The organism is Streptomyces sp. NPDC002853 (assembly GCF_053591915.1).
Genome location: NZ_JBSFUS010000003.1, coordinates 612,344 through 635,463, shown reverse-complemented (window position 1 = coordinate 635,463; position 23,120 = coordinate 612,344). Strand labels below are relative to the sequence as shown.

The 23,120-nt window shown below is 70.1% G+C and carries 19 protein-coding genes; 15 read left to right on the top strand and 4 right to left on the bottom strand.

Translation table 11 applies throughout. From position 1 onward, the window contains the following. Complete coding sequence (locus ACWD02_RS10775; protein WP_451207256.1) at positions 1–186, top strand: hypothetical protein; 186 nt, start codon at positions 1–3, stop codon at positions 184–186. On the opposite strand, the gene ACWD02_RS10770 is transcribed toward ACWD02_RS10775, so the two are convergent. The 3 genes from ACWD02_RS10770 to ACWD02_RS10760 are packed head-to-tail and all read right to left on the bottom strand — an operon-like array spanning position 170 to position 3,647. Beyond that, the gene (locus ACWD02_RS10770) at positions 170–1,315 is read right to left on the bottom strand and encodes an acyltransferase family protein (protein WP_451207254.1); all 1,146 of its coding nucleotides are present in this window, start codon (positions 1,313–1,315) and stop codon (positions 170–172) included. The two genes, ACWD02_RS10775 and ACWD02_RS10770, sit on opposite strands and share 17 nt — an antisense overlap. Continuing rightward, positions 1,312–2,670, bottom strand: a complete 1,359-nt coding sequence (locus tag ACWD02_RS10765; protein ID WP_451207251.1) for an alpha-2,8-polysialyltransferase family protein — start codon at positions 2,668–2,670, stop codon at positions 1,312–1,314. Before ACWD02_RS10765 ends, ACWD02_RS10770 begins: the two co-directional genes overlap by 4 nt. Next, complete coding sequence (locus ACWD02_RS10760; protein ID WP_451207248.1) at positions 2,670–3,647, bottom strand: glycosyltransferase family 2 protein; 978 nt, start codon at positions 3,645–3,647, stop codon at positions 2,670–2,672. The genes ACWD02_RS10765 and ACWD02_RS10760 overlap by 1 nt, the downstream gene beginning before the upstream one ends. A gap of 198 nt (positions 3,648–3,845) precedes the next feature. Here ACWD02_RS10760 and ACWD02_RS10755 point away from each other — a divergent pair, with 198 nt between their 5' ends. The 14 genes from ACWD02_RS10755 (at position 3,846) to ACWD02_RS10690 (ending at position 22,191) form a co-directional block, all read left to right on the top strand. Further along, a complete protein-coding gene (locus ACWD02_RS10755; protein ID WP_451207245.1) occupies positions 3,846–5,165 on the top strand; it encodes a DUF6716 putative glycosyltransferase in 1,320 nt (439 codons plus the stop codon). 62 nt (positions 5,166–5,227) lie between these two features. Continuing rightward, positions 5,228–6,514 (top strand): cytidylyltransferase domain-containing protein, encoded by a 1,287-nt coding sequence (locus tag ACWD02_RS10750; RefSeq protein ID WP_451207244.1) that lies wholly within the window; start codon positions 5,228–5,230, stop codon positions 6,512–6,514. A 26-nt stretch (positions 6,515–6,540) separates the two neighbouring features. Beyond that, positions 6,541–7,479 (top strand): N-acetylneuraminate synthase family protein, encoded by a 939-nt coding sequence (locus ACWD02_RS10745; RefSeq protein WP_451207488.1) that lies wholly within the window; start codon positions 6,541–6,543, stop codon positions 7,477–7,479. A 72-nt stretch (positions 7,480–7,551) separates the two neighbouring features. Further along, the gene (locus ACWD02_RS10740) at positions 7,552–8,700 is read left to right on the top strand and encodes a hypothetical protein (RefSeq protein WP_451207241.1); all 1,149 of its coding nucleotides are present in this window, start codon (positions 7,552–7,554) and stop codon (positions 8,698–8,700) included. A 103-nt stretch (positions 8,701–8,803) separates the two neighbouring features. Then, the gene (locus ACWD02_RS10735) at positions 8,804–9,265 is read left to right on the top strand and encodes a nitroreductase family deazaflavin-dependent oxidoreductase (protein WP_451207239.1); all 462 of its coding nucleotides are present in this window, start codon (positions 8,804–8,806) and stop codon (positions 9,263–9,265) included. A 2,393-nt stretch (positions 9,266–11,658) separates the two neighbouring features. Further along, the gene (locus tag ACWD02_RS10730) at positions 11,659–12,927 is read left to right on the top strand and encodes a M20 family metallopeptidase (protein ID WP_451207236.1); all 1,269 of its coding nucleotides are present in this window, start codon (positions 11,659–11,661) and stop codon (positions 12,925–12,927) included. A 175-nt stretch (positions 12,928–13,102) separates the two neighbouring features. After that, on the top strand, positions 13,103–14,230 hold the full coding sequence (locus tag ACWD02_RS10725; RefSeq protein WP_451207233.1) for a BMP family lipoprotein: 1,128 nt from the start codon (positions 13,103–13,105) through the stop codon (positions 14,228–14,230). 221 nt (positions 14,231–14,451) lie between these two features. Next, positions 14,452–15,507: a BMP family lipoprotein gene (locus ACWD02_RS10720; RefSeq protein ID WP_451207230.1), complete on the top strand. Its 1,056-nt coding sequence runs from the start codon at positions 14,452–14,454 to the stop codon at positions 15,505–15,507. 105 nt (positions 15,508–15,612) lie between these two features. Then, positions 15,613–17,376 carry an ABC transporter ATP-binding protein gene (locus tag ACWD02_RS10715; RefSeq protein WP_451207228.1) on the top strand — a complete coding sequence of 588 codons (1,764 nt, stop codon included), beginning with the start codon at positions 15,613–15,615 and terminating at the stop codon, positions 17,374–17,376. Further along, the gene (locus tag ACWD02_RS10710; protein WP_451207225.1) at positions 17,373–18,515 is read left to right on the top strand and encodes an ABC transporter permease; all 1,143 of its coding nucleotides are present in this window, start codon (positions 17,373–17,375) and stop codon (positions 18,513–18,515) included. The genes ACWD02_RS10715 and ACWD02_RS10710 overlap by 4 nt, the downstream gene beginning before the upstream one ends. Then, positions 18,512–19,774: an ABC transporter permease gene (locus ACWD02_RS10705; protein ID WP_363208868.1), complete on the top strand. Its 1,263-nt coding sequence runs from the start codon at positions 18,512–18,514 to the stop codon at positions 19,772–19,774. Before ACWD02_RS10710 ends, ACWD02_RS10705 begins: the two co-directional genes overlap by 4 nt. Further along, positions 19,771–20,160, top strand: a complete 390-nt coding sequence (locus tag ACWD02_RS10700; protein ID WP_363208869.1) for a cytidine deaminase — start codon at positions 19,771–19,773, stop codon at positions 20,158–20,160. The genes ACWD02_RS10705 and ACWD02_RS10700 overlap by 4 nt, the downstream gene beginning before the upstream one ends. Before the next feature lie 109 nt (positions 20,161–20,269). Further along, the gene (locus ACWD02_RS10695) at positions 20,270–21,547 is read left to right on the top strand and encodes a thymidine phosphorylase (RefSeq protein WP_451207222.1); all 1,278 of its coding nucleotides are present in this window, start codon (positions 20,270–20,272) and stop codon (positions 21,545–21,547) included. A gap of 86 nt (positions 21,548–21,633) precedes the next feature. Further along, positions 21,634–22,191 carry an STAS domain-containing protein gene (locus ACWD02_RS10690; RefSeq protein WP_451207219.1) on the top strand — a complete coding sequence of 186 codons (558 nt, stop codon included), beginning with the start codon at positions 21,634–21,636 and terminating at the stop codon, positions 22,189–22,191. Here the strand turns inward: ACWD02_RS10690 and ACWD02_RS10685 are convergent. Next, positions 22,078–23,085, bottom strand: a complete 1,008-nt coding sequence (locus ACWD02_RS10685; RefSeq protein WP_451207216.1) for a sigma-70 family RNA polymerase sigma factor — start codon at positions 23,083–23,085, stop codon at positions 22,078–22,080. The genes ACWD02_RS10690 and ACWD02_RS10685 overlap by 114 nt on opposite strands. Between the last annotated feature and the right edge of the window lie 35 nt (positions 23,086–23,120).

The window sequence follows — 23,120 nt, the reverse complement described above, 5'->3', positions numbered from 1 at the left end:
ATGAACGAAGACCCGGGTGAGACCTTGGACCGCCTCGTCCAGGAGCTGGTGGACGCCATAGGGGAGGCCGGTGCCGTCATGGACGAGGCAGTGGACGTGGCCCGCGCGGTGTCGACCAGCGAATCCGCCTCCGCCGGCACCGACGCGGGCACGGGCCCCACGGGGGACGTCACTTCCGGGTCATGAGCCCGTTCCGGATCAGCGGTGTGAGCCGCTCTTCGACGAAACGGTTCAGCAGCCACGCGAGCAGCAGCATCGCCGCGATGGTCAGACCGAGCGTCGCGTACGCGGGAAGCCCGAGCCCGCGGTGCAGCGCGCCCACCGTCACCCAGCCCAGGTGCTCGTGCACCAGGTAGAACGGGTACGTCAGGGCGCCCGCCACCGTCAGCCACTTCCAGTCGGCCCGGTGCAGCGCTCCGAGCGCGATGAGCAGGACCGCGGCGAAGCCCGCCGTCACGACCGCGATGATGCCGAAGGACGTGCGGTAGGAGAAGAACTCCGTGTTCGGCGCGTGCCAGAGGCGGTCCACCGCGTAGTGCTGGCCGATCAGCCAGCTCGCCCCCACGATGCCCCACGCCGTCAGGTCCCTGCGGTCCCGGTGGACGAGGTAGATGCCGATGCCGCCGATGAAGAAGGGGGCGTACTCGGGCATGAGGACGAGGTCGAGCAGCGGCTCGTTCGCGCCCTCCGCGACGACCGCGGCCAGCATCCACACCGCGCAGAACAGGATCACGCGGGCCCGGTTCGCACCCGGCAGCACGACGAAGAGCGCGAAGAGGGCGTAGAAGCGCAGCTCGGCCCAGAGCGTCCAGCAGACCCCGAGCACCCGGTCCACGCCCAGCGGCTGCTGGAGCATGGTCAGGTTCACCAGGGCGTCGCTCGGTGAGACCGCGTCGTACGCCACCACGGGCAGCGCGAAGACCGCCGTCACCAGGATGATCGCGGCCCAGTACGACGGGAAGAGCCGCGAGACGCGTGACGCGAAGAACGACCGCAGCGGACGGCCCCAGCCGCTCATGCAGATCACGAAGCCGCTGATCACGAAGAAGATCTGCACGCCGAGGCAGCCGTACGCGAACCAGCTGTGCGCCGTGGGGAACTGAAGCCGCGGAGAGCTGCCCCAGGCCTCGGAGATCTCGCCGTCACGGCCGCCGTAGTGGTAGGCCGCGACCATCAGGGCCGCGATGAGCCGCAGCCCGTCAAGGGCCCTGAGGCGGGGCCGGGCGCGCCTGACGACCGGCGGGGGCGCGAGGGGGCGCGTGAGAGTGTCCGCCCCCGGGGAGTGCTTCGGGAGCGTGCTGATGGGAGAGGTCATCCGAGTGCGGTCCGCTTGATGGTGCGCTGGACCGAACGGGCGCGGCGCGCGACCCGGCGTACGGCCGCGTTGCGCGGGATGAACGAGAGCTGCGTGGGCAGCGCTCCGGGCAGGGCGAGGGCCGTGAGGCGGCGCCGCTTGAAGTACCGCCAGGTGTGCGGGGTCAGGTGCGTCGAGAGGTACCGCTCGGCGGCCTGGCGGCGGCGCGGGTAGATCTGCGGCTGCATGGCGAAGCCGACGGCGACGAGCAGCTCGCCCAGGTCGGCGACCGGCATGCCGGGCTGCCGCCCGGTGACCGCGCCCTTGTCGGCGAGGTCCGGGATCAGCGCGTCCACGATGGTGACCGGGACGCGGTTGCTGTTCTGGTAGGGCGCGAGCCGCTCCAGGAGGGTCTCCGTGCCGGTGCGGGCGACCGGCAGGCCGTAGAGCGCGGACGCGGTGAGCAGCGCGGTCGAGAAGCAGCCGATGACGAGCGCGGGACGCATCCGCTGGTACAGGACCTCGGCGAGGACCGGCGAGTCGAGGACGGTCAGCTCCACGCCGATCGCCTCCGCCTCCTTCTCGAGCATGCGCGACCAGCGGGCCGGGGCCGTCGGATGCGGCTTGAACACCACGCGCGTGTGGCCGAGTTCGGCGGCGCCGCGCACCATGCGCACGTGCAGCTCCTCCTCTTCCTCGGCGGTCAGGATGCCGAGGGCGGAGAGGTACTGGCCCAGGAGCAGGGCGGGTTCGGCGATGTCCGGGACATCCGCGGCGTCCGCCTCGGAGTCGGCGAGGCGGTCGAGCACCTTCACGAACGCCTCGGTCGGCACGACCTCCGGCTCGACGTCGAACTCGGTCAGGAGCAGCGGGGTCAGGCCCGGCACCAGGTCCAGGTGCAGCAGGCGGCGCACGCGTGTGCCGACCAGCGGGTCGATCTTGTTGCGCGTCGGGCCGTAGCTCATCAGGCCGTCCGCGTAGACGTCCACGGGCGCGCCCGTGAAGATCTGCGTCAGGGCCAGCGCCGGGTTGACCTGGATCGACTCGACGGCCAGCTCGATGTCGTCGTCACCGAGGTCCCACAGGAGCCGGATGTACCGCTCCCACATCGGGATGTCGTCCGCCCGGGGGGCCCAACCGCCCGGGTGAAAGGGGGAGATGGCCTCGTTCCAGGACCGTACGTCGTCGAACCGGTCCCGCAGCCGTTCGAAACCCGGCATCTCGTCCACGGCGACCGTGGTCTCCGGCGTCGCCGCGTTGTTGCTGACGAGCAGGATGCGCCGGTCGGCCGGACCGAAGCGGTCGGCGTCGATCGCGGCGGCCAGCGTGGCGGTGCCGTACAGCGTGGACGCGAGGAAGATCTGCGTCGTCGCCATTACGCGGCCACCTCCGCCGACACCGGGCGCCGACGCAGCCGGCGAAGGCGCGTCGCCCGCTGTATGTCCATGGAGTCGAGGGCGTCGTCGAGAACGCCCTGCGGCATCCGCTTCAGGGCGGCCGCACTCAGTGACTTCAATTTCCGCGCCACTTGTGGCTCGAACCTTTCGATGGATCCCAGATGGTGGGAAATGATCGCGCAGTAAGTACGGACTGCCTTCGGCAGGAGTTTGTCCGCGTCCCGGTCCGCCGCGGTTTCACGGACCACCTGGTCGAATGCCCGGATGAAATCGAGCTGCCGTACGTCGCCGATCTGTGTCAGTGACGAGGCCACCCCGCGCCGGTAGAACACGCCGAGCAGACCCACCGCGGCGAAGGATTCCGCCTCGCGGTGCAGGCGCCAGATCCACGGCCGGTCCTCCGCGGTGCGCAGACCGTCCGTGAAATGCAGCAGCCCCTGGTCGGCGAGGCGCCGGTGGTAGATGCCCGCCCAGGCGTACGCGTAGTCGACGGACGTCGACCGGTCGGCGGGCAGGATGACGTCCCGCGGCGGCATGACTACACCGCGTCTGCCGTGCGGGACACGGTGGATGCTGCGGGCCCGAGCGGTGCACTGCACATGGTCGGTACGCACGAAGTCGCAGCCCAACTGCTCGATGGTGTCGACGAGTTGCGCGTAATAGCCAGGGGCGAGCCAGTCGTCACCGTCGAGGAAGGTGAGGTACTCGCCGCGCGCCGCGTCAAGGCCCGTGTTGCGGGCGGTCGCCAGACCGCCGTTCGTCTCATGTCGGAGATGGACGGCACCGGGCAGCTCGCGCGCGGCACGCTCCAGGATCTCTGGAGTCTCGTCCTTCGAACAGTCGTCGACGAGAATGAATTCGAAGTCTTCACGTGCGTTCGCCCGCAGACTCCTCAAGGTGTCGGGCGCGTATTGCTGCACGTTGTAGAACGGCACGATGACGGAGAGCTTAACCACGTGGGTGACGTTAGGTGTCGGCCCGGCATTCGTCTTGGCCGAAGGTGAGATGCCAGGTGAACGACGCATGGCGGAATGGTTAACCCGCCTGCTGTCCAGCGTTTTCCCGGGCCGATTCGCCATTCGTCGGCGTGCTGTTAACCGTTTGTTGCACCTGAGTTGGGCCGCCAATCGGAATGCCTTCCTAGCGTCTTGGCTGTGCCAGCAAGCAACAGCGGGACGACACGGATCACCGTGCTCGCCGACTCCGACACCCGGTGGAAATGGGGTGCGCTCACCGCGAGCCGCCTCGCCGGTGAGGGAGCGGACACGCGCCTCGACGGACGCCTCCTCCGGGGCCGCGCCACGCCCACCGTCCGCCAGCTCCAGGAGGTCGGTGTCCGCGCGGACTCACTCCGTGAGGTCACCGCGATCGAGTTCCTGCGGGAGGTCGAGCGCGAAGCACCTGACGTGATCGTGCTCGCCCTCGTGGGCGGCGCGGTCCAGGCGGTGCTGCACGGCCTCGCCCGGGTGGCGGTCTCCTCGAAGCGGCGCCCCGTGGTCGTCACCGGCTACGTCGGCGTCGTCTACGAGAAGCTCGCCGACGGCCTGCTCCTGCGCCACGGAGCGGACGTCGTCCTCGCAAACTCCCGCCAGGACGCGGAACGTTTCCGTGACGTGTACGAGGGGGTCGGCGCCGACGCGTCGGGCGTCGTGGAGAGCGCGCTGCCGTTCCTCGGCGGGACCGCCTATCCCGGAGGAGACCAGAAGCACGACCCGTACACGGTCGTCTTCGCCGCGCAGCCCTCCGTGCCCGACAGCCGCGCACACCGGACGTACCTGCTGCGCCGCATGGTCCGGCACGCACGCCTCCACCCGGACCGCGAGGTCCTGATCAAGCTGCGCAGCAAGCCCGGCGAACACACCACGCACATCGAGGAACTGCCCTACCAGAAGCTCGCCAAGGGCGAGGACCTGCCGCCCAACTGCCGTCTCGTGTACGGGAACATGGGCGAGGTCCTGGACCGCACCGACCTGCTCGTCACGGTCAGCTCCACCGCCGCGCTCGAATCCCTGCACCGCCGCATCCCCACCGCGGTCCTCACCGACCTCGGGGTGCGCGAGGCGCTCGGCAACCACCACTTCATCGGATCCGGATGCCTGGCGTCCTGGGACGAGATCGACGCGGGGCACAGCCCCGAGGCCGCTCCGGAGTGGGTCGCACGGCAGGGCGTCGCGCCGGACGGGACGTACGAAACGGCGTTCGACGCGGCACGTGAGCGCGTCGCGAGCCTCCTCGGGCGGGACCAGCTGCCGCCCATCACGCCGTACTACAGCCTCATCACCGCCCCCGGATACCTCCCCGGCATCCTGGCCCGCCACCACCTCGGCCCGGACGGCGCCCCGCTGCCCGGCGCGCCCGCCGCGGACCGCGAGGCCGGCCCCGTGCGCCAGGCCGTCCGCAGCGCGGCACGCGGCGCCTACCGGCACGGGGTGCAGCGCGTGGCCCCCGTCATCCGGCGGATGGGCGAGCTGTGAACCGCGATCGATCCGCGGACCCCGGGCGTGCCGTGATACCCCACCCCTCTCAAGGAGCCCCCATGTCTCTCCCCGCCCCAGGGAGCGCGCCCGTACGCCGCGTCCTGGCCGTCATCCCGGCCCGCGGCGGCTCCAAGGGCGTGCCCGCCAAGAACCTCGCCCCGGTCGGCGGCGTGCCCCTGGTGGCGCGCGCCATCCGCGAGTGCCTGGCCGCGCGGCTCGTCACGGACGTCGTCGTCTCCACGGACGACCACGTGATCGCCGAGGCCGCGCGCTCGGCCGGCGCCGAGGTGGTCCTGCGGCCCGCGGCGATCGCGGGGGACACCGCGACCAGCGAGGCCGCTGTCCTGCACGCCATGGACGCCCACGAGGCGCTGCACGGCACCTCCGTCGACGTCGTCCTGCTCGTGCAGTGCACCAGCCCCTTCATCGTCCGTGAGGACGTCGACGGTGTCGTCGGCTCGATCATCGACGGCGGCGCGGACACCGCCCTGACCGTCGCGCCCTTCCACGGCTTCGTGTGGCGGGACGCCGACGACGAGCCCAAGGCCCTGGACGCGCGCCGCACCGGTGAGATGGGCGGCACCACGAAGGTGGCGAGCTCCACGGCCACCGACGGCGGCTACGGCATCAACCACGACAAGTCCTTCCGCCCGCGCCGCCAGGACCGCCCCCAGGACCTCCTGGAGACGGGCGCGGTCTACGCCATGGACGTGGCCGGCTTCCGCGAGCACAAGCACCGCTTCTTCGGCCGCACGGAGCTGGTCCGCACGGACCCCGCGCGCGTCCTGGAGATCGACGACCCGCACGACCTCGCCCGCGCCAGGGCGCTCGCCCCGCTCTTCGACTCCGGCCGGGCCGACGCCCTTCCGACCCGCGACGACATCGACGCGGTCGTACTCGACTTCGACGGCACCCAGACGGACGACAGGGTGCTGATCGACTCCGAAGGACGGGAGTTCGTCTCCGTGCACCGCGGGGACGGCCTCGGCATCGCGGCCCTGCGCGACGCGGGCATCCCGCTGCTGATCCTGTCCACGGAAAAGAACCCGGTCGTCGCCGCGCGGGCCCGGAAGCTGCGGCTTCCCGTCCTGCACGGCATCGACCGCAAGGACCTCGCACTCAAGCAGTGGTGCGAGGAGCAGGGCATCGCTCCCGAGCGCGTGCTCTACGTCGGCAACGACGTCAATGACCTCCCGTGCTTCGGCCTTGTCGGCTGGCCCGTGGCGGTCGCGAGCGCCCACGACGTCGTACGCGGCGCCGCACGCGCGGTCACCGCTCTCCCCGGTGGTGACGGCGCGATCCGAGAGATCGCCGCATGGATCCTCGGCCCCTCCCTCAACAAGTAAGGAAAGTTCCTGCCATGAGCTCTACGATCTCCAACTCCCGTCTGCGTTCCTTCGGTTCGAAGACGGCCGGACCCGGTCAGCCCGTCTACATCACCGGCGAGATCGGCATCAACCACAACGGCGAGCTCGACAACGCCCTCGCCCTGATCGACGTGGCCGCCGACGCCGGCTGCGACGCGGTCAAGTTCCAGAAGCGCACCCCGGAGATCTGCACCCCGCGCGACCAGTGGGACATCGAGCGCGACACCCCCTGGGGCCGGATGACGTACATCGACTACCGCCACCGCGTGGAGTTCGGCGAGTCCGAGTACCGCGCGATCAGCGACCACTGCGCCAAGCGCGGCATCGACTGGTTCGCTTCCCCGTGGGACACCGAGGCCGTCGCCTTCCTGGAGAAGTTCGACGTCCCGGCCCACAAGGTCGCCTCGGCTTCCCTGACGGACGACGAGCTCCTTCGCGCCCTGCGCGCCACCGGCCGCACGGTCATCCTCTCCACGGGCATGTCGACCCCGAAGCAGATCCGCCACGCGGTCGAGGTGCTCGGCTCCGACAACATCCTGATGTGCCACGCCACGTCGACGTACCCGGCGCAGGCCGAGGAGCTCAACCTCCGCGTCATCAACACCCTCCAGCAGGAGTACCCCAACGTCCCGATCGGCTACTCCGGCCACGAGACGGGCCTGCAGACCACGCTCGCCGCGGTCGCCCTCGGCGCCACCTTCGTGGAGCGCCACATCACCCTCGACCGCGCCATGTGGGGCTCGGACCAGGCCGCGTCGGTGGAGCCCCAGGGCCTCACGCGCCTCGTCCGCGACATCCGCACCATCGAGGCCTCCCTCGGTGACGGCGTCAAGAAGGTCTACGAGTCGGAGCTCGGCCCGATGAAGAAGCTGCGCCGCGTCGCGGGCGTCGTCGCCGAGGCCGACGCGGCCGAGTCGGCGGACCGCGAGCCCGTCGCGGTCTGAGCGGCGAGCTGACGCTCTTACCGGGATTCCCCACCGGGACCCCTCACAAGGACAGGACACGGTCATACGACGATGAGCCCCCGACCCGGGCCGACGGCCCCCACCGCTGCGGCGCCCACCACCCTGGCGTTCGTAGAGAGCCCTGTGCAGCTCCTCAACGTCCTTGAGTGGGCGCATTCGGCGGGGGCGATCGGCTCGGCCGGCTCGGCCGGTCAGGCCGGTCATGCCGGTCAGGCCGGGGGGCTCACCGTCGTCGTCCTCTCCCCGAACGACCCCATGACCCGCGGCCAGCTGCGCCGCATGGCCCAGCTGGCCCGTGACGAGGGCCTGAACGTCCGCTGGGAGGAGGCGCGCGGCGGCGCGGCCGCTCCCTTCCACACGATCGGCGGCCTCACGGGCGCGCTGCGGGCGGCGGACAGGATCGTCATCGGCGACCCGTTCTCGCGCTACGTACAACTCCTCCTGACGATCACGCGGGCCCGCTCGCTGGTGGTCGTGGACGACGGCACGGCGACGATGGAGTTCATCTCCCAACTTGCGGCGGGCGAACGCCTGGTGCGCTGGCACCGCCGCGGCGGCCGCCCCGGCATACGAGACCTGGCCTTCGCCCCGGTCTCGTCCTCGGCCCGCCGCCGCCTGACGCCCGGCGGCAAGCGCACGGTGGAGGTCTTCTCCTCGATGCCGATCGATTCGGCGCCGCAGGGCGTCACCGTGACGGCCAACACCTTCGCCTGGACGCGGGACCGCTTCGGCCCGCCGCGGGTGTCGAAGGGGGCGGACCTGGTGGGTACGTCGCTGGTGGAGACGGGCGTGGTGGACCCGGACCGCTACCTGGAAGCGGTCCGCGCCCTGTCCGCCGCGCACGGCGCGACGCGTTACTTCGCCCACCGCCGCGAAAGCGCCGAGAAGCTTCACCGCCTCGCGGTGGAAACCGGCCTCCAGGTGGTCCGCCCGGACCTCCCCCTGGAACTGATCGCCCGCAGAGGCCCGATCGGCCGGACCATCCTCAGCTTCCCGTCAACGGTGGTCCACACCTTGCCCCTTGCCCTGGCGGGCACGGAGGTCCGCGTCGCGGTCTGCGACATCGACCCGGCCTGGCTGACGGAGAACGCGTCCCCCCGGGCGGAGAGCTTCTTGTCGGGAGTCACGGGAACGGCCAGGGACGTACACCGCCTGGCCTCGGTACCGTCCGCGACACGAGGCATCGCGGCTACGGCGTAACACTCCCTCTGCCCGCCCGCGATGAGGGGACGCGGTGCCTTCCTCCACGCGAGACTGATGACGAACGGGGAGTCCGTACGTACGCGACGCCGAGGTGATCAAGATGCCGCTTGAGGGTGAGTACGAGCCGAGTCCGGCCGGGTGGGTGCGCGATCAGGTTGAGCTGTACGAGAGTTCGGACGGCGCGCAAGGGGGGACCCTGTGGGACACGGGTCTACCGGTCGTCATCGTCACGATGCGCGGCGCGAAGAGCGGCAAGATCCGCAAGGTCCCGCTGATGCGGGTGGAGCACGAGGGGCGGTACGCGGCCGTGGCCTCGAAGGGCGGGTTCCCGCGTCACCCCGTGTGGTACTTCAACCTCAAGTCCGACCCACGCCTGGAACTTCAGGACGGCCCCGTACGCCAGACCATGACGGCCCGTGAGGTGACCGGCGACGAGAAGGCGGAGTGGTGGGAACGAGCGGTCGCCGCATATCCGCCGTACGCCGACTACCAGCAAAAAACCACCCGAGCCATCCCACTCTTCGTACTGGAACCCACAACTGAGGCACGTCCCACGGACTGACCGTTACGGCGGCTTCGGGCGGGCCGGGGGCTTTGCGCGGACGCAGCCCGAAGCCCTGCTGGGCCGGGGGCTTTGTTTCGTACCGGGGCCTGGGGCTTTGCTGGGTCGGGGGCATTGAGGGTGGCCGGGGCCATCCGGTTGTCGCGAGGTTGGTGGTTACGGGCCGGGAGTCAAGGGCGCTCCGCTGCGCTACGCGTCGGCTGCGCCGATTCCGCTGCGCTCCACCCTTGACACCCACCCCTCCACCACGCGAGGGAAGACGACCGGACGGCCCAAGGAGCGAGACTCTCGACCACTCCCGTTACGTGGACCGGTTTGCATGCCGGGCGCGGACTAGTTCGTCGCAGGGCACCCCGGGGTGGCAGGGTGCGCGGCCGGCCCGGGGAGGGGTGCCGGTTTCGTCAAGCGGGCGCGGACTGGTTCGTCGCAGGGCGCCCGGGGGTGAAGAGGTGCGCGGCCGGCCCGGGGAGGGGTGCCGGTGTCGTCAAGCGGGTGCGGGCCGGTTCGCCGGGGTGGCCGCCAGGGGCTGGGGCATGCGATTGGCCCAGGCCGGAGGGCAGTGTGAGGGAGGGCGGCGACCGGTGTCGGGGGTTGGCGGGCGGCACCTAATTCGTAGAAGGCGCGTTGGCCAACCCGCGCGCCCCCTGACTGCCAGAACACAACTTTCCCTAAGTAGGTCCCGCCCCAGGCACCGCAACCTCCCTGCCGTCCGGCTCGGCTCGGCACGGCACGGCTCGGTTGGGCCTGGTCCCGCTCTCGTGCCCTTCCGATCCGCATCGGTTCGGCCCCGACCTCGGGCCCTTGCGACGCGTCACGGGCGCGATGTGCAATAAAGTCCCAGGAACCGCGCCCCAGAGCCCCTTCTCCTGGGAATTTGTTGCATTCGGCGCCGTCCGTGGTGCACTTCGGCGACTGGCAGGCCGACGCGAGAGGCCCCGGCGAGACATCCAGGCGAGAGGTCGGTCTGGCGGGAGCCCGCGAGGGGCGACGCAACCAGAACGGGAAACCGGCCCGCAGAGACGTCCGCTCGACCAATGCGCCGCCACCTCTCCCCGCATCGCCACCGCCGCACCTGGCGCCCGCCCCGCGACGAACCAGCCCGCGCTCGCTTGACGAGACCGACAGCCCTTACCGGACCGGCCGCGCGCCTCTCCACCGCCGTGCGTCCCGCGACAAACCGGCCCGCATCCGCTCGACGAGACCGTCACCCGGCCCCCATCCGGCCGCGCACCTATCCACCCCGGGGTGCCCTGCGACGAACCAGTCGGCATCCGCTTGGCGAGACCGTCACCCTCCCCGGGCCGGCCGCGCACCTTGCCACCCCGGGGCGCCCTGCGACGAACTAGTCCGCATCCGCTTGACGAGACCAGCGCCCCTACCCGGGCCGGCTGCGCACCTTGCCACCCCCGGGCGCCCTGCGACGAACCAGTCCGCGCCCGCTTGACGAGACCGTCACCCCTCCCCGGGCCGGCTGCGCACCTTGCCACTCCCGGGCACCCTGCGACGAACCAGTCCGCGCCCGCCCGACGAAACCGTCACCCCTCCCCGATCCAGCCGCGCACCTCTCCACCCCCGGGTGCCCTGCGACGAACTAGTCCGCGCCCGGCATGCAAACCGGTCCACGTAACGGGAGTGGTCGAGAGTCTCGCCCCTTGGGCCGTCCGGTCGTCTTCCCTCGCGTGGTGGAGGGGTGGGTGTCAAGGGTGGAGCGCAGCGGAATCGGCGCAGCCGACGCGTAGCGCAGCGCAGCGCCCTTGACTCCCGGCCCGTAACCACCAACCTCGGGACAACCGGATGGCCCCGGTACGCAACAACGCCCCAGGCCCGCCCGAAGCTGCCGCCCCCGGCGCGCGCGTCGCGCCGCGCCTCGCCTCGCGCCGCGGTTCGCCGCGCCTAGTGGCGTATGCGCATGATCCTGAGCCCTCGTGGTACCTGTGGGGCATCCGGCCCAGCAGGCGCAGTAGGCACAGCAGTGGCCCCCGGGGGCGCCGAGCCCCCGGCGTGTTCGGGCTGAGTGGCAACGGGCGGCCCCGCCGAGACCCGCCGTGCTCGGATTGAGTGCGGCGCGCCCCGGACCACGTATGGAGTGAGACGGAGGGAGTGAGACGGAGGGAGCAGGGCGGAGGGAGTGAGACGGCGGGAGCAGGGCGGAGGGAGTGAGACGGAGGGAGGGGGGAGGGAGTGAGACGGAGGAAACGCGGCGGAGGGAGTGAGCGTGTGTGACCAGCGCTTTGGTCCTGCCCGTAGCCCCGAAAAGCCAGATAGCCTACCCAGCTCAACTAGCGGCCATGCGCCACGCGGCCAATTTTTCTTACCCTATCGGGCTGAACTTTTGTTGATCGTGGGTCAGTTGGCCCACGCGCCGCCCTACCCTTCAGAGGGTGAACCAACTGATGTCACGAGAGTCCGAGCGAGGGTCCGGGGCCGATCTGCCCGGGGAAACAGCGGGGGACGCCCCCGGGGAAGCGGCACTCCCCGGTGCGCTCCCGGACGACCTGCGCGCCGAACTCATCGACTTCCGCCGCGACTTGCACATGCACCCCGAGCTCGGAAACCAGGAGTTCCGCACCACCGCGGCCCTCAAGGCCCGGCTCGAACGCGCGGGCCTCGAACCCCGCGTACTCGCCATCGGCACGGGACTCGTCTGTGACATCGGGACCGGCGACGAGGGCGAGGGCGGCCGTCGCCCCATGCTCGCCCTGCGCGCCGACATCGACGCGCTGCCCATCCCTGACACCAAGCTCGGCGCCCCGTACCGCTCCACCGTGCCCGACCGCGCCCACGCCTGCGGGCACGACGTGCACACCACCGTGGTGCTCGGGGCGGGGCTCGTCCTCGCCGAGCTCGCCCGGCAGGGGCAACTGCCGCAGCCCGTACGCCTGATCTTCCAGCCCGCCGAGGAAGTCCTGCCCGGCGGTGCGCCCGACGCCATCGAGTCGGGGGTGCTCGACGGTGTCGGGCGCATCATCGGCGTGCACTGCGATCCCCGTGTCGACGCCGGGAAGATCGGGCTGCGGCACGGCGCCATCACCTCCGCCTGTGACCGGCTCGAGGTCTCGCTCGACGGGCCCGGAGGGCACACCGCGCGCCCCCACCTCACCACCGACCTGGTCACCGCGGCGGCCAAGGTCGTCACCGAGGTGCCCGCCCTGGTCGCCCGCCGCATCGACGCCCGCTCGGGGCTCGCGGTGACGTGGGGCCGCATCGAGTCCGGGCACGCCTGCAACGTCATCCCGCAGCACGCCGAACTCTCCGGCACCGTCCGCTGCCTGGACCTCGCCGCCTGGCGGAAGGCGCCCGACCTGGTGCACGGCGCCATCCAGGAGATCGCCGACCTGTACCGCGCCAAGTCCGAGGTCAACTACATCCGTGGCGTACCGCCCGTCGTCAACGACCCGGACATGACGGATCTGTTGCGGGAGGCCATGGAGCTGCGGCTCGGCCCGCAGGCGGTGGAGGACACCGAACAGAGCCTGGGCGGCGAGGACTTCTCCTGGTATCTGGAGCACGTGCCGGGCGCCATGGCCCGCCTCGGCGTCCGTACGCCCGGCGAGCGGCTCGTCCGCGACCTCCACCAGGGCGACTTCGACGCGGACGAGTCGGCGATCACGGTGGGCGTCGAGATGTTCACCGCCGCCGCGCTGCTCGACGGAGCCCGGTAGGTAAGCGCTGCTATCGGCCGGTTACGGCGGACCCGTTCATCCGGACGTAACCGGCCCTCGGCACGAATAGGTAACGGCAGTGCGAAACCCCGTTCCCCTCCCTTTCTACGCGCGTTACTGTGCGCCGAAATCAGGCCCTTCAAGGGTGCTTTGGGGAACGTAAGGGGTGCGTCCTATGCGTCTTCGTCGAGGATCTTGTGGAACCCGGGGATTCCGTGGAACCCGGGGATCGAGGCTCTCCCAGGTGGCCGTCGTGGTGGCGTCCCTCGCCCTCGCGGCCTCAGCGTGCGGCAAGACCAGCAGTGAGGCCTCCTCGGAGGACGAGGGCAAGGACGACAAGTCCGGCGGTTCGTCGAAGTACGACGACAAGGGCATCGGCCTCGCGTACGACATCGGCGGCCAGGGTGACCAGTCCTTCAACGACGCCGCCTACGCCGGATACGCGAAGGCCCGCAAGGACTTCAAGATCGGCGGCGTGGACATGGAGCCGGGCGACGGCGAGTCCAGTGCCGACAAGGTGCAGCGGATCGAGCAACTGGCGAAGCAGGGCTACAACCCGGTCGTGGGGGTGGGGTACATCTACGCGCCCGCCATCAAGGAGGTCGCCGCGAAGTTCCCGAAGACCACCTTCGGGATCATCGACGACAACACCGTCAAGGCCGACAACGTCGCCGACCTCGTCTTCCACGAGGAGCAGGGGTCGTATCTGGCGGGCGTCGCGGCGGCCAAGGCCACCAAGGCCGATCACGTCGGATTCATCGGCGGCGTGGACATCCCGCTCATCCACAAGTTCGAGGCCGGCTTCGTGCAGGGCGTCAAGGACACGAACCCCAAGGTCAAGATCGAGAAGCAGTACCTGACCGAGAAGCCCGAGGACGGCGGCTTCAGCAGCCCCGACAAGGGGGAGAACGCGGCCAGTGGCCAGATCGAGTCCGGCGCCGACGTGCTCTACCACGCGGCGGGGCTCTCCGGGCAGGGCGTGATCCAGGAGGCCGGCTCGCAGAAGGTGTGGGCGATCGGCGTCGACTCCGACCAGTACAAGCAAAAGGCCCTCGCCAAGCACAAGGACTACATCCTCGGCTCCGCCCTCAAGGACGTCGGCGGGGCTGTGTACGACCTGACGAAGTCCGTCGTCGAGGGCAAGCCGATCACGGGCGAGCAGCGCTACGACCTGAAGTCGGGACGCGTCGGCTTCGCCGACTCCAACCCGAAGTACACGGCGATGAAGGACGTGGTCGCCGCCGTGGAGAAGGCCGAGAAGGACATCGTCGACGGCAAGGTCACGGTCAAGACCACGCCGTAACCCGGCCAACAGCCGGTCCCGAGGCAGGTGGGGCGCCCCGTGCGGTGAGGGGCGCCCCACAGCGCGTACATGCTCCCGCAACCTCGCGGCCACAGCTCGATAACGGACGGGACAGAAGGGTTCTTATGTCAGGTCTACGCGCGTTACGCTGCGGCGAAATCAGCGCCAGGTGAGGCGCTCGTACGTGCTTGTGCTTGCTTGTACATAAGGAGTTCCTCTCTATGCGCCGGGTTTCCCGAATCGCCGCAGCGGGTGCAGCCACCGCCGCACTCGCCGTCTCCGCCACCGCTTGCGGCGGCACGTCCAGCGACGCCGCAGGCTCCAAGAGCGACGGCAAGAGCAAGGGCGTCGCCATCGCGTACGACGTCGGCGGCAAGGGCGACCAGTCCTTCAACGACGCCGCGACCGCCGGCATGGACAAGGCCGCCAAGGACCTGAAGATCGGCAAGAAGGCCGTCGAGCCGAACGACGGCGAGTCCGACGCCGACAAGGCCCAGCGCCTCACCCAGCTGGCCAAGCAGGGCTACAACCCGGTGATCGGCGTCGGCTACGCCTACGCCCCCGCGGTCAAGGAAGTCTCCGCCAAGTACCCGAAGGTCACCTTCGGCATCGTCGACGACGAGACGGTCAAGGCCAAGAACGTCGCCGACCTGGTCTTCAGCGAGCAGGAGGCCTCGTACCTCGCGGGCGTCACCGCCGCCAAGACGACCAAGAGCAAGACCGTCGGCTTCGTCGGCGGCGTGGACGTCCCGCTGATCCACAAGTTCGAGGCGGGCTTCACGCAGGGCGTCAAGGACACGAACCCCAAGGTCAAGGTCGTCAAGCAGTACCTGACGGAGAAGGCCGAGGACGGCGGCTTCACCAGCCCGGACAAGGGCAAGACCGCCGCGCAGGGCCAGATCGAGGACGGCGCCGACGTGGTCTACCACGCCGCCGGTCTCTCCGGTCAGGGCGTCATCGAGGCCGCGGCCGCCAAGAAGGTCTGGGCGATCGGCGTCGACTCCGACCAGTACAAGCAGGACGCGCTCGCCAAGTACAAGAAGTACATCCTGACCTCCGCGACGAAGGATGTCGCCGGGTCGGTCTACAACCTGGCGAAGTCCGTCGCCGACGACAACGCCGAGGGTGGCGTCGTCCGCGCCGACCTCAAGTCCGGTGGCGTCGCGCTCGCCGACTCGAACCCCGAGTTCAAGAAGAACGCCGGCCTCCAGGCTGCCCTGAAGAAGGCCGAAGAGGACATCATCAGCGGCAAGATCAAGGTCAAGGCCACGCCGTGACGGCTGACGTCACCACAGCGTGACGACACCGCGGTGACCGCCTCGACATCGGTCGCCGCAGCCGTAACAACAGCGTGATGGTCGCGGAACGGGGTGTGGGGGACGATGGTTTCCCCCGCGCCCCGTTCGCGCGGCCCACTGCCCAACTCCCGTCGAACCAGGGGCGCTACGCGCGTAGGTGGCCCCTTTCCTGAGGATTCCCGAGGAGAGTGCGCCATCGACGCGTCCACCAGGCCCGACAAGGGCCAGACCACCGCCCAGGCCGTTGCCGTTGAACTCACCGGCATCACCAAGCGCTTCCCGGGCGTGGTGGCCAATCACGACATCCGCCTGATCGTCCGCAAGGGCACCGTGCACGCCCTCGTCGGCGAGAACGGCGCGGGCAAGTCGACCCTGATGAAAATCCTCTACGGCATGCAGAAGCCGGACGAGGGCACCATCTCCGTCGACGGCACCCAGGTGAGCTTCTCCAGCCCCGCCGACGCCATCGCGCGCGGCATCGGCATGGTCCACCAGCACTTCATGCTCGCCGACCAGCTCACGGTCCTGGAGAACATCGTTCTCGGCAGCGAGAAGCTGCACGGCATCGGCGGCGCCGCCCGCCGCAAGATCGCCGAGATATCCGAGCGGTACGGCCTCGGGGTCCGCCCCGACGCCATGGTCGAGGACCTCGGCGTCGCCGACCGGCAGCGCGTGGAGATCCTCAAGGTCCTCTACCGCGGCGCCACCACGCTGATCCTGGACGAGCCGACCGCGGTCCTCGTGCCGCAGGAGGTCGACGCGCTCTTCGACAACCTGCGCGAGCTGAAGTCCGAGGGTCTCTCCGTCATCTTCATCTCCCACAAGCTGGGTGAAGTCCTGTCCGTCGCCGACGACATCACCGTCATCCGGCGCGGTACGACGGTGGGCACGGCGATTCCCTCCGAGACGACCCCGCGCCAGCTCGCCGAGCTGATGGTCGGCAGCGAGCTGCCCACCCCGGAGACGGCCGAGTCGACGGTCACCGACCGCGCGATGATCGAGGTCAAGGAGCTCAAGCTGCTCGCCGACGGCGAGTCGGGCCGCGCCCTCCTCGACGACATCTCCTTCACCATCCACGAGGGCGAGGTCCTCGGCCTCGCGGGCGTGGAGGGCAACGGCCAGACGGAGCTGATCGACGCGCTGATCGGCCTCAAGCACGCCGACTCCGGCGTCATCCGCATGGCCGGCCAGGACATCACCGACCTGGCCACGCGCCACCGCCGCGAGCAGGGCGTCGGCTACATCCCCGAGGACCGCCACCGCCACGGCCTCCTCCTGGAGTCGCCGCTCTGGGAGAACCGGATGCTCGGGCACATCACCGAGAAGCCCAACTCCCGCGGCAAGGGCGGCTTCTGGCTCGACCCCAAGGGCGCGCAGGCCGACACCCGGCGCATCGTCGAGCAGTACGACGTCAGGACGCCCGGCATCGACGTCACGGCGGCCTCCCTGTCCGGCGGCAACCAGCAGAAGCTGATCGTCGGCCGCGAGATGAGCCACAAGCCCCGCTTCCTGATCGCCGCCCACCCCACCCGCGGTGTGGACGTCGGCGCGCAGGCGCAGATCTGGGACCAGATCCGCGAGGCACGGCGAGAAGGGCTCGCGGTCCTGCTCATCTCGGCCGACCTGGACGAGCTGATCGGCCTCTCCGACACCCTCCGCGTGATCTACCGCGGACGGCTCGTCGCCGACGCCGACCCGGCCACCATCACGCCGGAGGAGCTCGGCTCGGCCATGACCGGCGCGGCCTCGGGCCACCTGGAACACGTAGAAGAAGACCCCGAAGACCCACAGAACCCCGAAGACCCCGAAGAGGGCTCTGCCGAGACTTCGGAGGACGAGGCCCGATGAAGAAGTTCGACAAGGAGCGCGTGCTCCTCGCGGTGGCCGGACCGGTCATCGCGCTCGTCGTGGCCGTGGCGCTGACCTCGGTCGTGCTGCTCGCCTCGGGCAAGAACCCGATCGAGCCGTACACGCTGATGCTGGAGCAGATCAGCTACTCCGACGTCCAGGTCCTGACCATCAACCAGGCCGGGATGTACTACCTGGCGGCGCTCGCGGTGGCCATCGGCTTCCGCATGAACCTGTTCAACATCGGCGTGGACGGGCAGTACCGCCTCGCGGCGATGACCACCGCGGTCGTCGGCGCGCACGTGGCGCTCCCCGCCCCGCTCCAGATCCCGCTCCTGATGCTGGTCGCCATGCTCACCGGCGCCTTCTGGGCGGGCATCGCGGGCATCCTCAAGACCACCCGCGGGGTCAGCGAGGTCGTCGCGACGATCATGCTCAACGCCATCGCGACGAGCGTCATCGGCTACATGACCCTCACCGACAACTTCGGTGTCCCGGTCGGCAACAACCAGACCACCGGCGAGATGCACGAGTCCGGCTGGTTCCCCGGCATCAGCATGGGCGAGTCCGGCGAGATCTACGGCTTCGTGATCATCGCCGCGCTCGCGGGCGTCCTGTACTGGGTGATCCTCAACCGCACCCGCTTCGGCTTCGACCTGCGCGCCACCGGCGCCTCCACGTCGGCCGCCGCGGCCTCCGGCGTGAACGCCAAGCGCATGGTGCTCAGCGCGATGCTGATCTCCGGCGCGGTCGCGGGCCTGGCCGGCATGCCGATCCTGCTCGGCGACACCCACACCTACAGCCTCAGCTTCCCCGCGGGGCTCGGCTTCACCGGCATCGGCATCGCCCTGCTCGGCCGCAACAACCCGGTCGGCATCGCGTTCGCCTCGCTGCTCTGGGCCTTCCTCGACAAGGCGTCACCCGCGCTCGACTACGCGACCCCGGTCGCGTACGACAAGGAGATCGCGGTGATCATGCAGGGCCTCATCGTGATCGCGGTCGTCGTCTCCTACGAGGCCGTACGCCGTTGGGGCCTCAAGCGTCAGCAGCGCCGCGTCGGCGAGGAATTGGCCGCCGCAGCCCGCAACAACGGCAACAACGGCAACAACGACACCGTGAAGGAGGTGGCTGCCCGATGAGCTCGGCAACCGTAGCCAAGCCCCCGGCCAAGCAGCCCGCGCCGGGCCGCCGCCGCATATCGCTTCCCGTCCTCCTTCTCGTGATCGCGGGCGTCCTCGTCCTGACGTCCGTGGTCCGGCTGATCACCGACGCGAACGGCATCACCTCCACCGGCCAGATGTCGACCGCGCTGCGGCTCGCCGTACCGATCGGCCTCGCCGGCCTCGGCGGTCTGTGGGCCGAGCGTGCGGGCGTGGTCAACATCGGTCTCGAGGGCATGCTGATCCTCGGCACCTGGTTCGGCGCGTTCGCCGGTTACCAGTGGGGCCCGTGGGTCGGCATCCTGTTCGGCATCCTCGGCGGCGCGCTCGGCGGTCTGCTGCACGCGATCGTCACGGTCACCTTCAACGTCAACCACATCGTCTCCGGTGTGGCCATCAACATCCTCGCCCTCGGCGTCACCCGCTACCTCTCCACCTTCGCCTTCGAGGGCAAGGAGGGCGGTACGTCGAAGCAGTCGCCGCCGGTGGACTCGCTCGGGGAGTTCTCCGTGCCGGGCCTCTCCGACTGGCTGCAGGACCTCAACGAGAAGCACTGGTTCCTCGTCTCGGACATCGCGGGCCTGCTCGGCGGCCTGTTCACCAACCTGTCGCCGCTCACCGTCATCGCCATCGCGATGGTGCCGCTGAGCTGGTGGGTCCTGTGGCGTACGTCGTTCGGTCTGCGCCTGCGCTCCTGCGGCGAGAACCCGGTGGCCGCCGAGTCGCTCGGCGTCAATGTCTACAAGTACAAGTACCTGGCAGTGATCATCTCCGGTGGTCTCGCGGGCCTGGGCGGCGCGTTCCTGTCCCTGGTCGCGTCGAACATCTACCTGGAGGGCCAGACCGGCGGCCGCGGCTACATCGGCCTCGCCGCCATGATCTTCGGCAACTGGATGCCCGGCGGACTCGCGCTCGGTGCCGGCCTGTTCGGTTACACCGACAGCCTGAAGCTCCGGGGCGGCGGCACGAACGTGCACGCGCTGCTCCTGCTGCTCGCGATCCTGCTGGTCATCGGCGCGGCCTACCTCGTATGGCGCAAGCGTTACATCCCCGCGGCGATCACCGCGGCCGTCTCGGCGCTGATGTTCGCGTGGTACGGCTTGACCGACGAGGTTCCGAACCAGGTCGTCACCGCGACGCCGTACGTCGTCACGCTGCTCGTGCTCTCGCTCTCCGCCCAGCGGCTTCGGATGCCGAAGGCGGACGGCCAGCCCTACCGAAAGGGACAAGGAACGTGACCGAGACCGACTGGGACGCGCTGCGGGATGCTGCGCGCGAGGCCATGTCCCGTGCGTACGCGCCCTACTCAGGCTTCCCGGTCGGTGCCGCGGCCCTCGTGGACGACGGCCGCACGGTGTCGGGCTGCAACGTGGAGAACGCGTCGTACGGCCTCGGCCTGTGCGCCGAGTGCGGCCTGGTCTCGCAGCTCCAGCTCACCGGGGGCGGCCGTCTGACGCACTTCACCTGCGTCGACGCCAAGGGCGAGATCCTGATGCCGTGCGGCCGCTGCCGCCAGCTGCTCTACGAGTTCGGCGGCCCGACGCTCCTCCTGGAGACGGCCGCGGGCATCCGGACGCTGGAGGACATGCTTCCGGACGCGTTCGGCCCGCAGCACTTGAACTGACGTACGGCCCCTGCCTGTTGCTGGTCGGCGGGCGGGGGCCGTCTTCATCTCGCGGCTCTATGCGCGTAGAGTCGCGCTCACCGTTTTAGGCGCAAAGAGGGGTTATGCCATGGACGTCATCTCCGTCATCCGTACGAAGCGGGACCGAGGCGAGCTGAGCGGCGAGCAGATCGACTGGGTCATCGACGCGTACACCCGCGGCGCGGTCGCCGACGAGCAGATGTCGGCCCTGGCCATGGCGATCCTGCTGAACGGCATGAACCGCGGCGAGATCGCCCGCTGGACCGCCGCGATGATCGCGAGCGGCGAGCGCATGGACTTCTCGTCCCTGTCCCGCCCGACCGCCGACAAGCACTCCACGGGCGGCGTCGGCGACAAGATCACGCTGCCGCTCGCCCCGCTGGTCGCGGCGTGCGGCGCGGCCGTGCCGCAGCTCTCGGGCCGGGGCCTCGGCCACACGGGCGGCACCCTGGACAAGCTGGAGTCGATCCCGGGCTGGCGCGCCCTGCTGTCGAACGAGGAGATGCTCTCCGTCTTGAACGGCGTCGGCTCGGTCATCTGTGCGGCGGGCGACGGCCTGGCCCCCGCGGACAAGAAGCTGTACGCGCTGCGGGACGTGACGGGAACGGTCGAGGCCATCCCCCTCATCGCCTCCTCGATCATGTCGAAGAAGATCGCCGAGGGCACGGGCTCGCTCGTCCTGGACGTGAAGGTCGGTACGGGCGCCTTCATGAAGACCCTGGAGGACGCCCGCGAGCTGGCGTCCACGATGGTGGGCCTCGGCACGGACCACGGCGTACGCACGGTGGCTCTGCTCACGGACATGTCCACGCCGCTGGGCCTGACGGCCGGCAACGCCCTTGAGGTCCGCGAGTCGGTGGAGGTCCTCGCGGGCGGTGGCCCTTCGGACGTGGTCGAGCTGACCCTGGCGCTGGCTCGGGAGATGCTGGACGCGGCGGGCCTGAAGGACGTCGACCCCGCGAAGGCGCTGGCCGACGGGTCCGCGATGGACGTCTGGCGCCGGATGATCTCCGCGCAGGGCGGCGACCCGGACGCGGTCCTCCCGGTGTCCCGGGAGACGCACGTCGTGACGGCACCGTCCTCCGGCGTCCTGACCCGTCTCGACGCGTACGACGTCGGCGTCGCCGCGTGGCGTCTCGGTGCGGGGCGTGCGCGCAAGGAGGACGTGGTGCAGGCGGGGGCGGGTGTTGAGCTGCACGCGAAGCCGGGCGCGGCTGTGACTGCCGGTCAGCCCCTCATGACCCTGCACACGGACACCCCCGAGCGCTTCGAGTACGCCTTGCAGGCGGTGGCGGGGTCCTTCGACATCGCCCCCGGGGGCACGGAGTTCTCGGCGACGCCGATCGTGTTGGACCGCATCGCGTAGGGGTTTTTTTCCCCAACCCCGTTCCTTCCCGAAAACCCGCTCGGCGCGGGGGCCAACCTGGGTCTCCGCCCCAGACCCCGTTCAAGATGTCCTCAAACGCCGGACGGGCTGGATTTCCAGCCCGTCCGGCGTTTGAGGACGAACCCGGCGGAGCCGGTGTTGACGGCACGCAAGGCCCCCGCGCCAGAGCGGGTTTTCGGGAAGGGGCGGGGTCGGGGACTGAGCCCGCCGCAGGCGAAACGGGCCTACCGATGAGTTCCGGCGCTCAGCCCAGTCATTCCAACGTGAACCCCAAGACGCCGAAAGACCTGATCCTCACCGGCACCCTCGACCGAGAAGCCACGCACCGCCTCTGCGAAGAGGCCCGCGCCGCGCTGCAAGCGACCGGCGCGGACGTCCTCGTCTGCGACGTCGCAGACGTGGGCCCGCCGGTCCTGGCGGCCATAGACGCCCTTGCGAGACTCCAACTCACCGCCCGCCGCGCGGGAGGCCGGATCCGCCTGCGGAACCCGGCCCCGCACCTGAGCGAGCTACTCGACCTCGTCGGGCTCCCCATGGAGATCGAGATGGGTCGGCAGGCCGAACAGCGGGAACCACCGGGGTGTGTCCAGGAAGCAGTGGAAGCCCGCGATCCGCCCCTCTGAGATCTCGATGACCTGAATCGCCCACGGCGTGAACCCACCCTTCTCGGGGTCGGGCTTGTAGTGGGCGAAGCCCGGCGTGCCGTTGACGTCGACCGGGAACAGGCGGCTGTCGGCGCAGGAGGCGCCCATCGTCGACATGAAGCCGGTGATGTCGGCCGTGCCGCGCAGCCACAGGTCGAACGGGGGCATCGTCATGATGGCGTCTTCGTGCAGCAGCGCCGTCAGCGCCGCCATGTCATAACCTTCGAAGGCCGCCACGTACCGCTCGAGGAGCTTCTGCTGCTCCTCGTCCAGCGGGTCGGACGTGGCGGTGTCGTCGGCAGGGCCCTCGGCCAGCGTCGCCCGCGCCCGCTGCAACGCGCTGTTGACGGAGGCCACCGAGGTGTCGAGGAGCTCGGCCGCCTCGCTGGCCTTCCACGCGAGGACCTCGCGCAGGATCAGCACCGCCCGCTGCTTGGGCGGGAGTTGCTGCAGGGCGGCGACGAAGGCGAGCCGCACCGACTCCTTCGCCACCGCTGCCTCGGCGGGGTCGCTGACGGAGGGCAGCACGCGCGCGTCCGGCATCGGCTCCAGCCATACGTTGTCCGGGCGCGGGGTGAGGGCGGCCTGGGCGAGCGGCGCCGACGCGGTCAGGTCCATGGGACGGGCCCGGCGGTTGCCCGCGTTCAGCATGTCCAGGCAGACGTTCGTCGCGATGCGGTACAGCCAGGACCTCAGGCTGGAGCGGCCCTCGAACTTCTCGTAGCTCCGCCAGGCGCGGACCATCGTGTCCTGCACCGCGTCCTCCGCCTCGAAGGCGGAGCCCAGCATGCGATAGCAGTACCCGGTCAGCTCGACCCGGTGCTTCTCCAGCGTGACGTCCAGTTCCGACGTCGTCCCTGCGATGTCAGTCATCCCAACCCACCCCTGCGGCTGCCACGAAAGTCCCG

What these genes read in the sequence shown, in the direction of transcription:
- ACWD02_RS10775 (WP_451207256.1), top strand. Translation starts at nt 1, where the DNA reads ATGAACGAAGACCCGGGTGAGACCTTGGACCGCCTCGTCCAGGAGCTG.
- ACWD02_RS10770 (WP_451207254.1), bottom strand. Translation starts at nt 1,315, where the DNA reads ATGACCTCTCCCATCAGCACGCTCCCGAAGCACTCCCCGGGGGCGGAC.
- ACWD02_RS10765 (WP_451207251.1), bottom strand. Translation starts at nt 2,670, where the DNA reads ATGGCGACGACGCAGATCTTCCTCGCGTCCACGCTGTACGGCACCGCC.
- ACWD02_RS10750 (WP_451207244.1), top strand. Translation starts at nt 5,228, where the DNA reads ATGTCTCTCCCCGCCCCAGGGAGCGCGCCCGTACGCCGCGTCCTGGCC.
- ACWD02_RS10740 (WP_451207241.1), top strand. Translation starts at nt 7,552, where the DNA reads ATGAGCCCCCGACCCGGGCCGACGGCCCCCACCGCTGCGGCGCCCACC.
- ACWD02_RS10735 (WP_451207239.1), top strand. Translation starts at nt 8,804, where the DNA reads ATGCCGCTTGAGGGTGAGTACGAGCCGAGTCCGGCCGGGTGGGTGCGC.
- ACWD02_RS10730 (WP_451207236.1), top strand. Translation starts at nt 11,659, where the DNA reads ATGTCACGAGAGTCCGAGCGAGGGTCCGGGGCCGATCTGCCCGGGGAA.
- ACWD02_RS10725 (WP_451207233.1), top strand. Translation starts at nt 13,103, where the DNA reads ATGCGTCTTCGTCGAGGATCTTGTGGAACCCGGGGATTCCGTGGAACC.
- ACWD02_RS10720 (WP_451207230.1), top strand. Translation starts at nt 14,452, where the DNA reads ATGCGCCGGGTTTCCCGAATCGCCGCAGCGGGTGCAGCCACCGCCGCA.
- ACWD02_RS10715 (WP_451207228.1), top strand. Translation starts at nt 15,613, where the DNA reads ATGGTTTCCCCCGCGCCCCGTTCGCGCGGCCCACTGCCCAACTCCCGT.
- ACWD02_RS10710 (WP_451207225.1), top strand. Translation starts at nt 17,373, where the DNA reads ATGAAGAAGTTCGACAAGGAGCGCGTGCTCCTCGCGGTGGCCGGACCG.
- ACWD02_RS10705 (WP_363208868.1), top strand. Translation starts at nt 18,512, where the DNA reads ATGAGCTCGGCAACCGTAGCCAAGCCCCCGGCCAAGCAGCCCGCGCCG.
- ACWD02_RS10695 (WP_451207222.1), top strand. Translation starts at nt 20,270, where the DNA reads ATGGACGTCATCTCCGTCATCCGTACGAAGCGGGACCGAGGCGAGCTG.
- ACWD02_RS10690 (WP_451207219.1), top strand. Translation starts at nt 21,634, where the DNA reads ATGTCCTCAAACGCCGGACGGGCTGGATTTCCAGCCCGTCCGGCGTTT.
- ACWD02_RS10685 (WP_451207216.1), bottom strand. Translation starts at nt 23,085, where the DNA reads ATGACTGACATCGCAGGGACGACGTCGGAACTGGACGTCACGCTGGAG.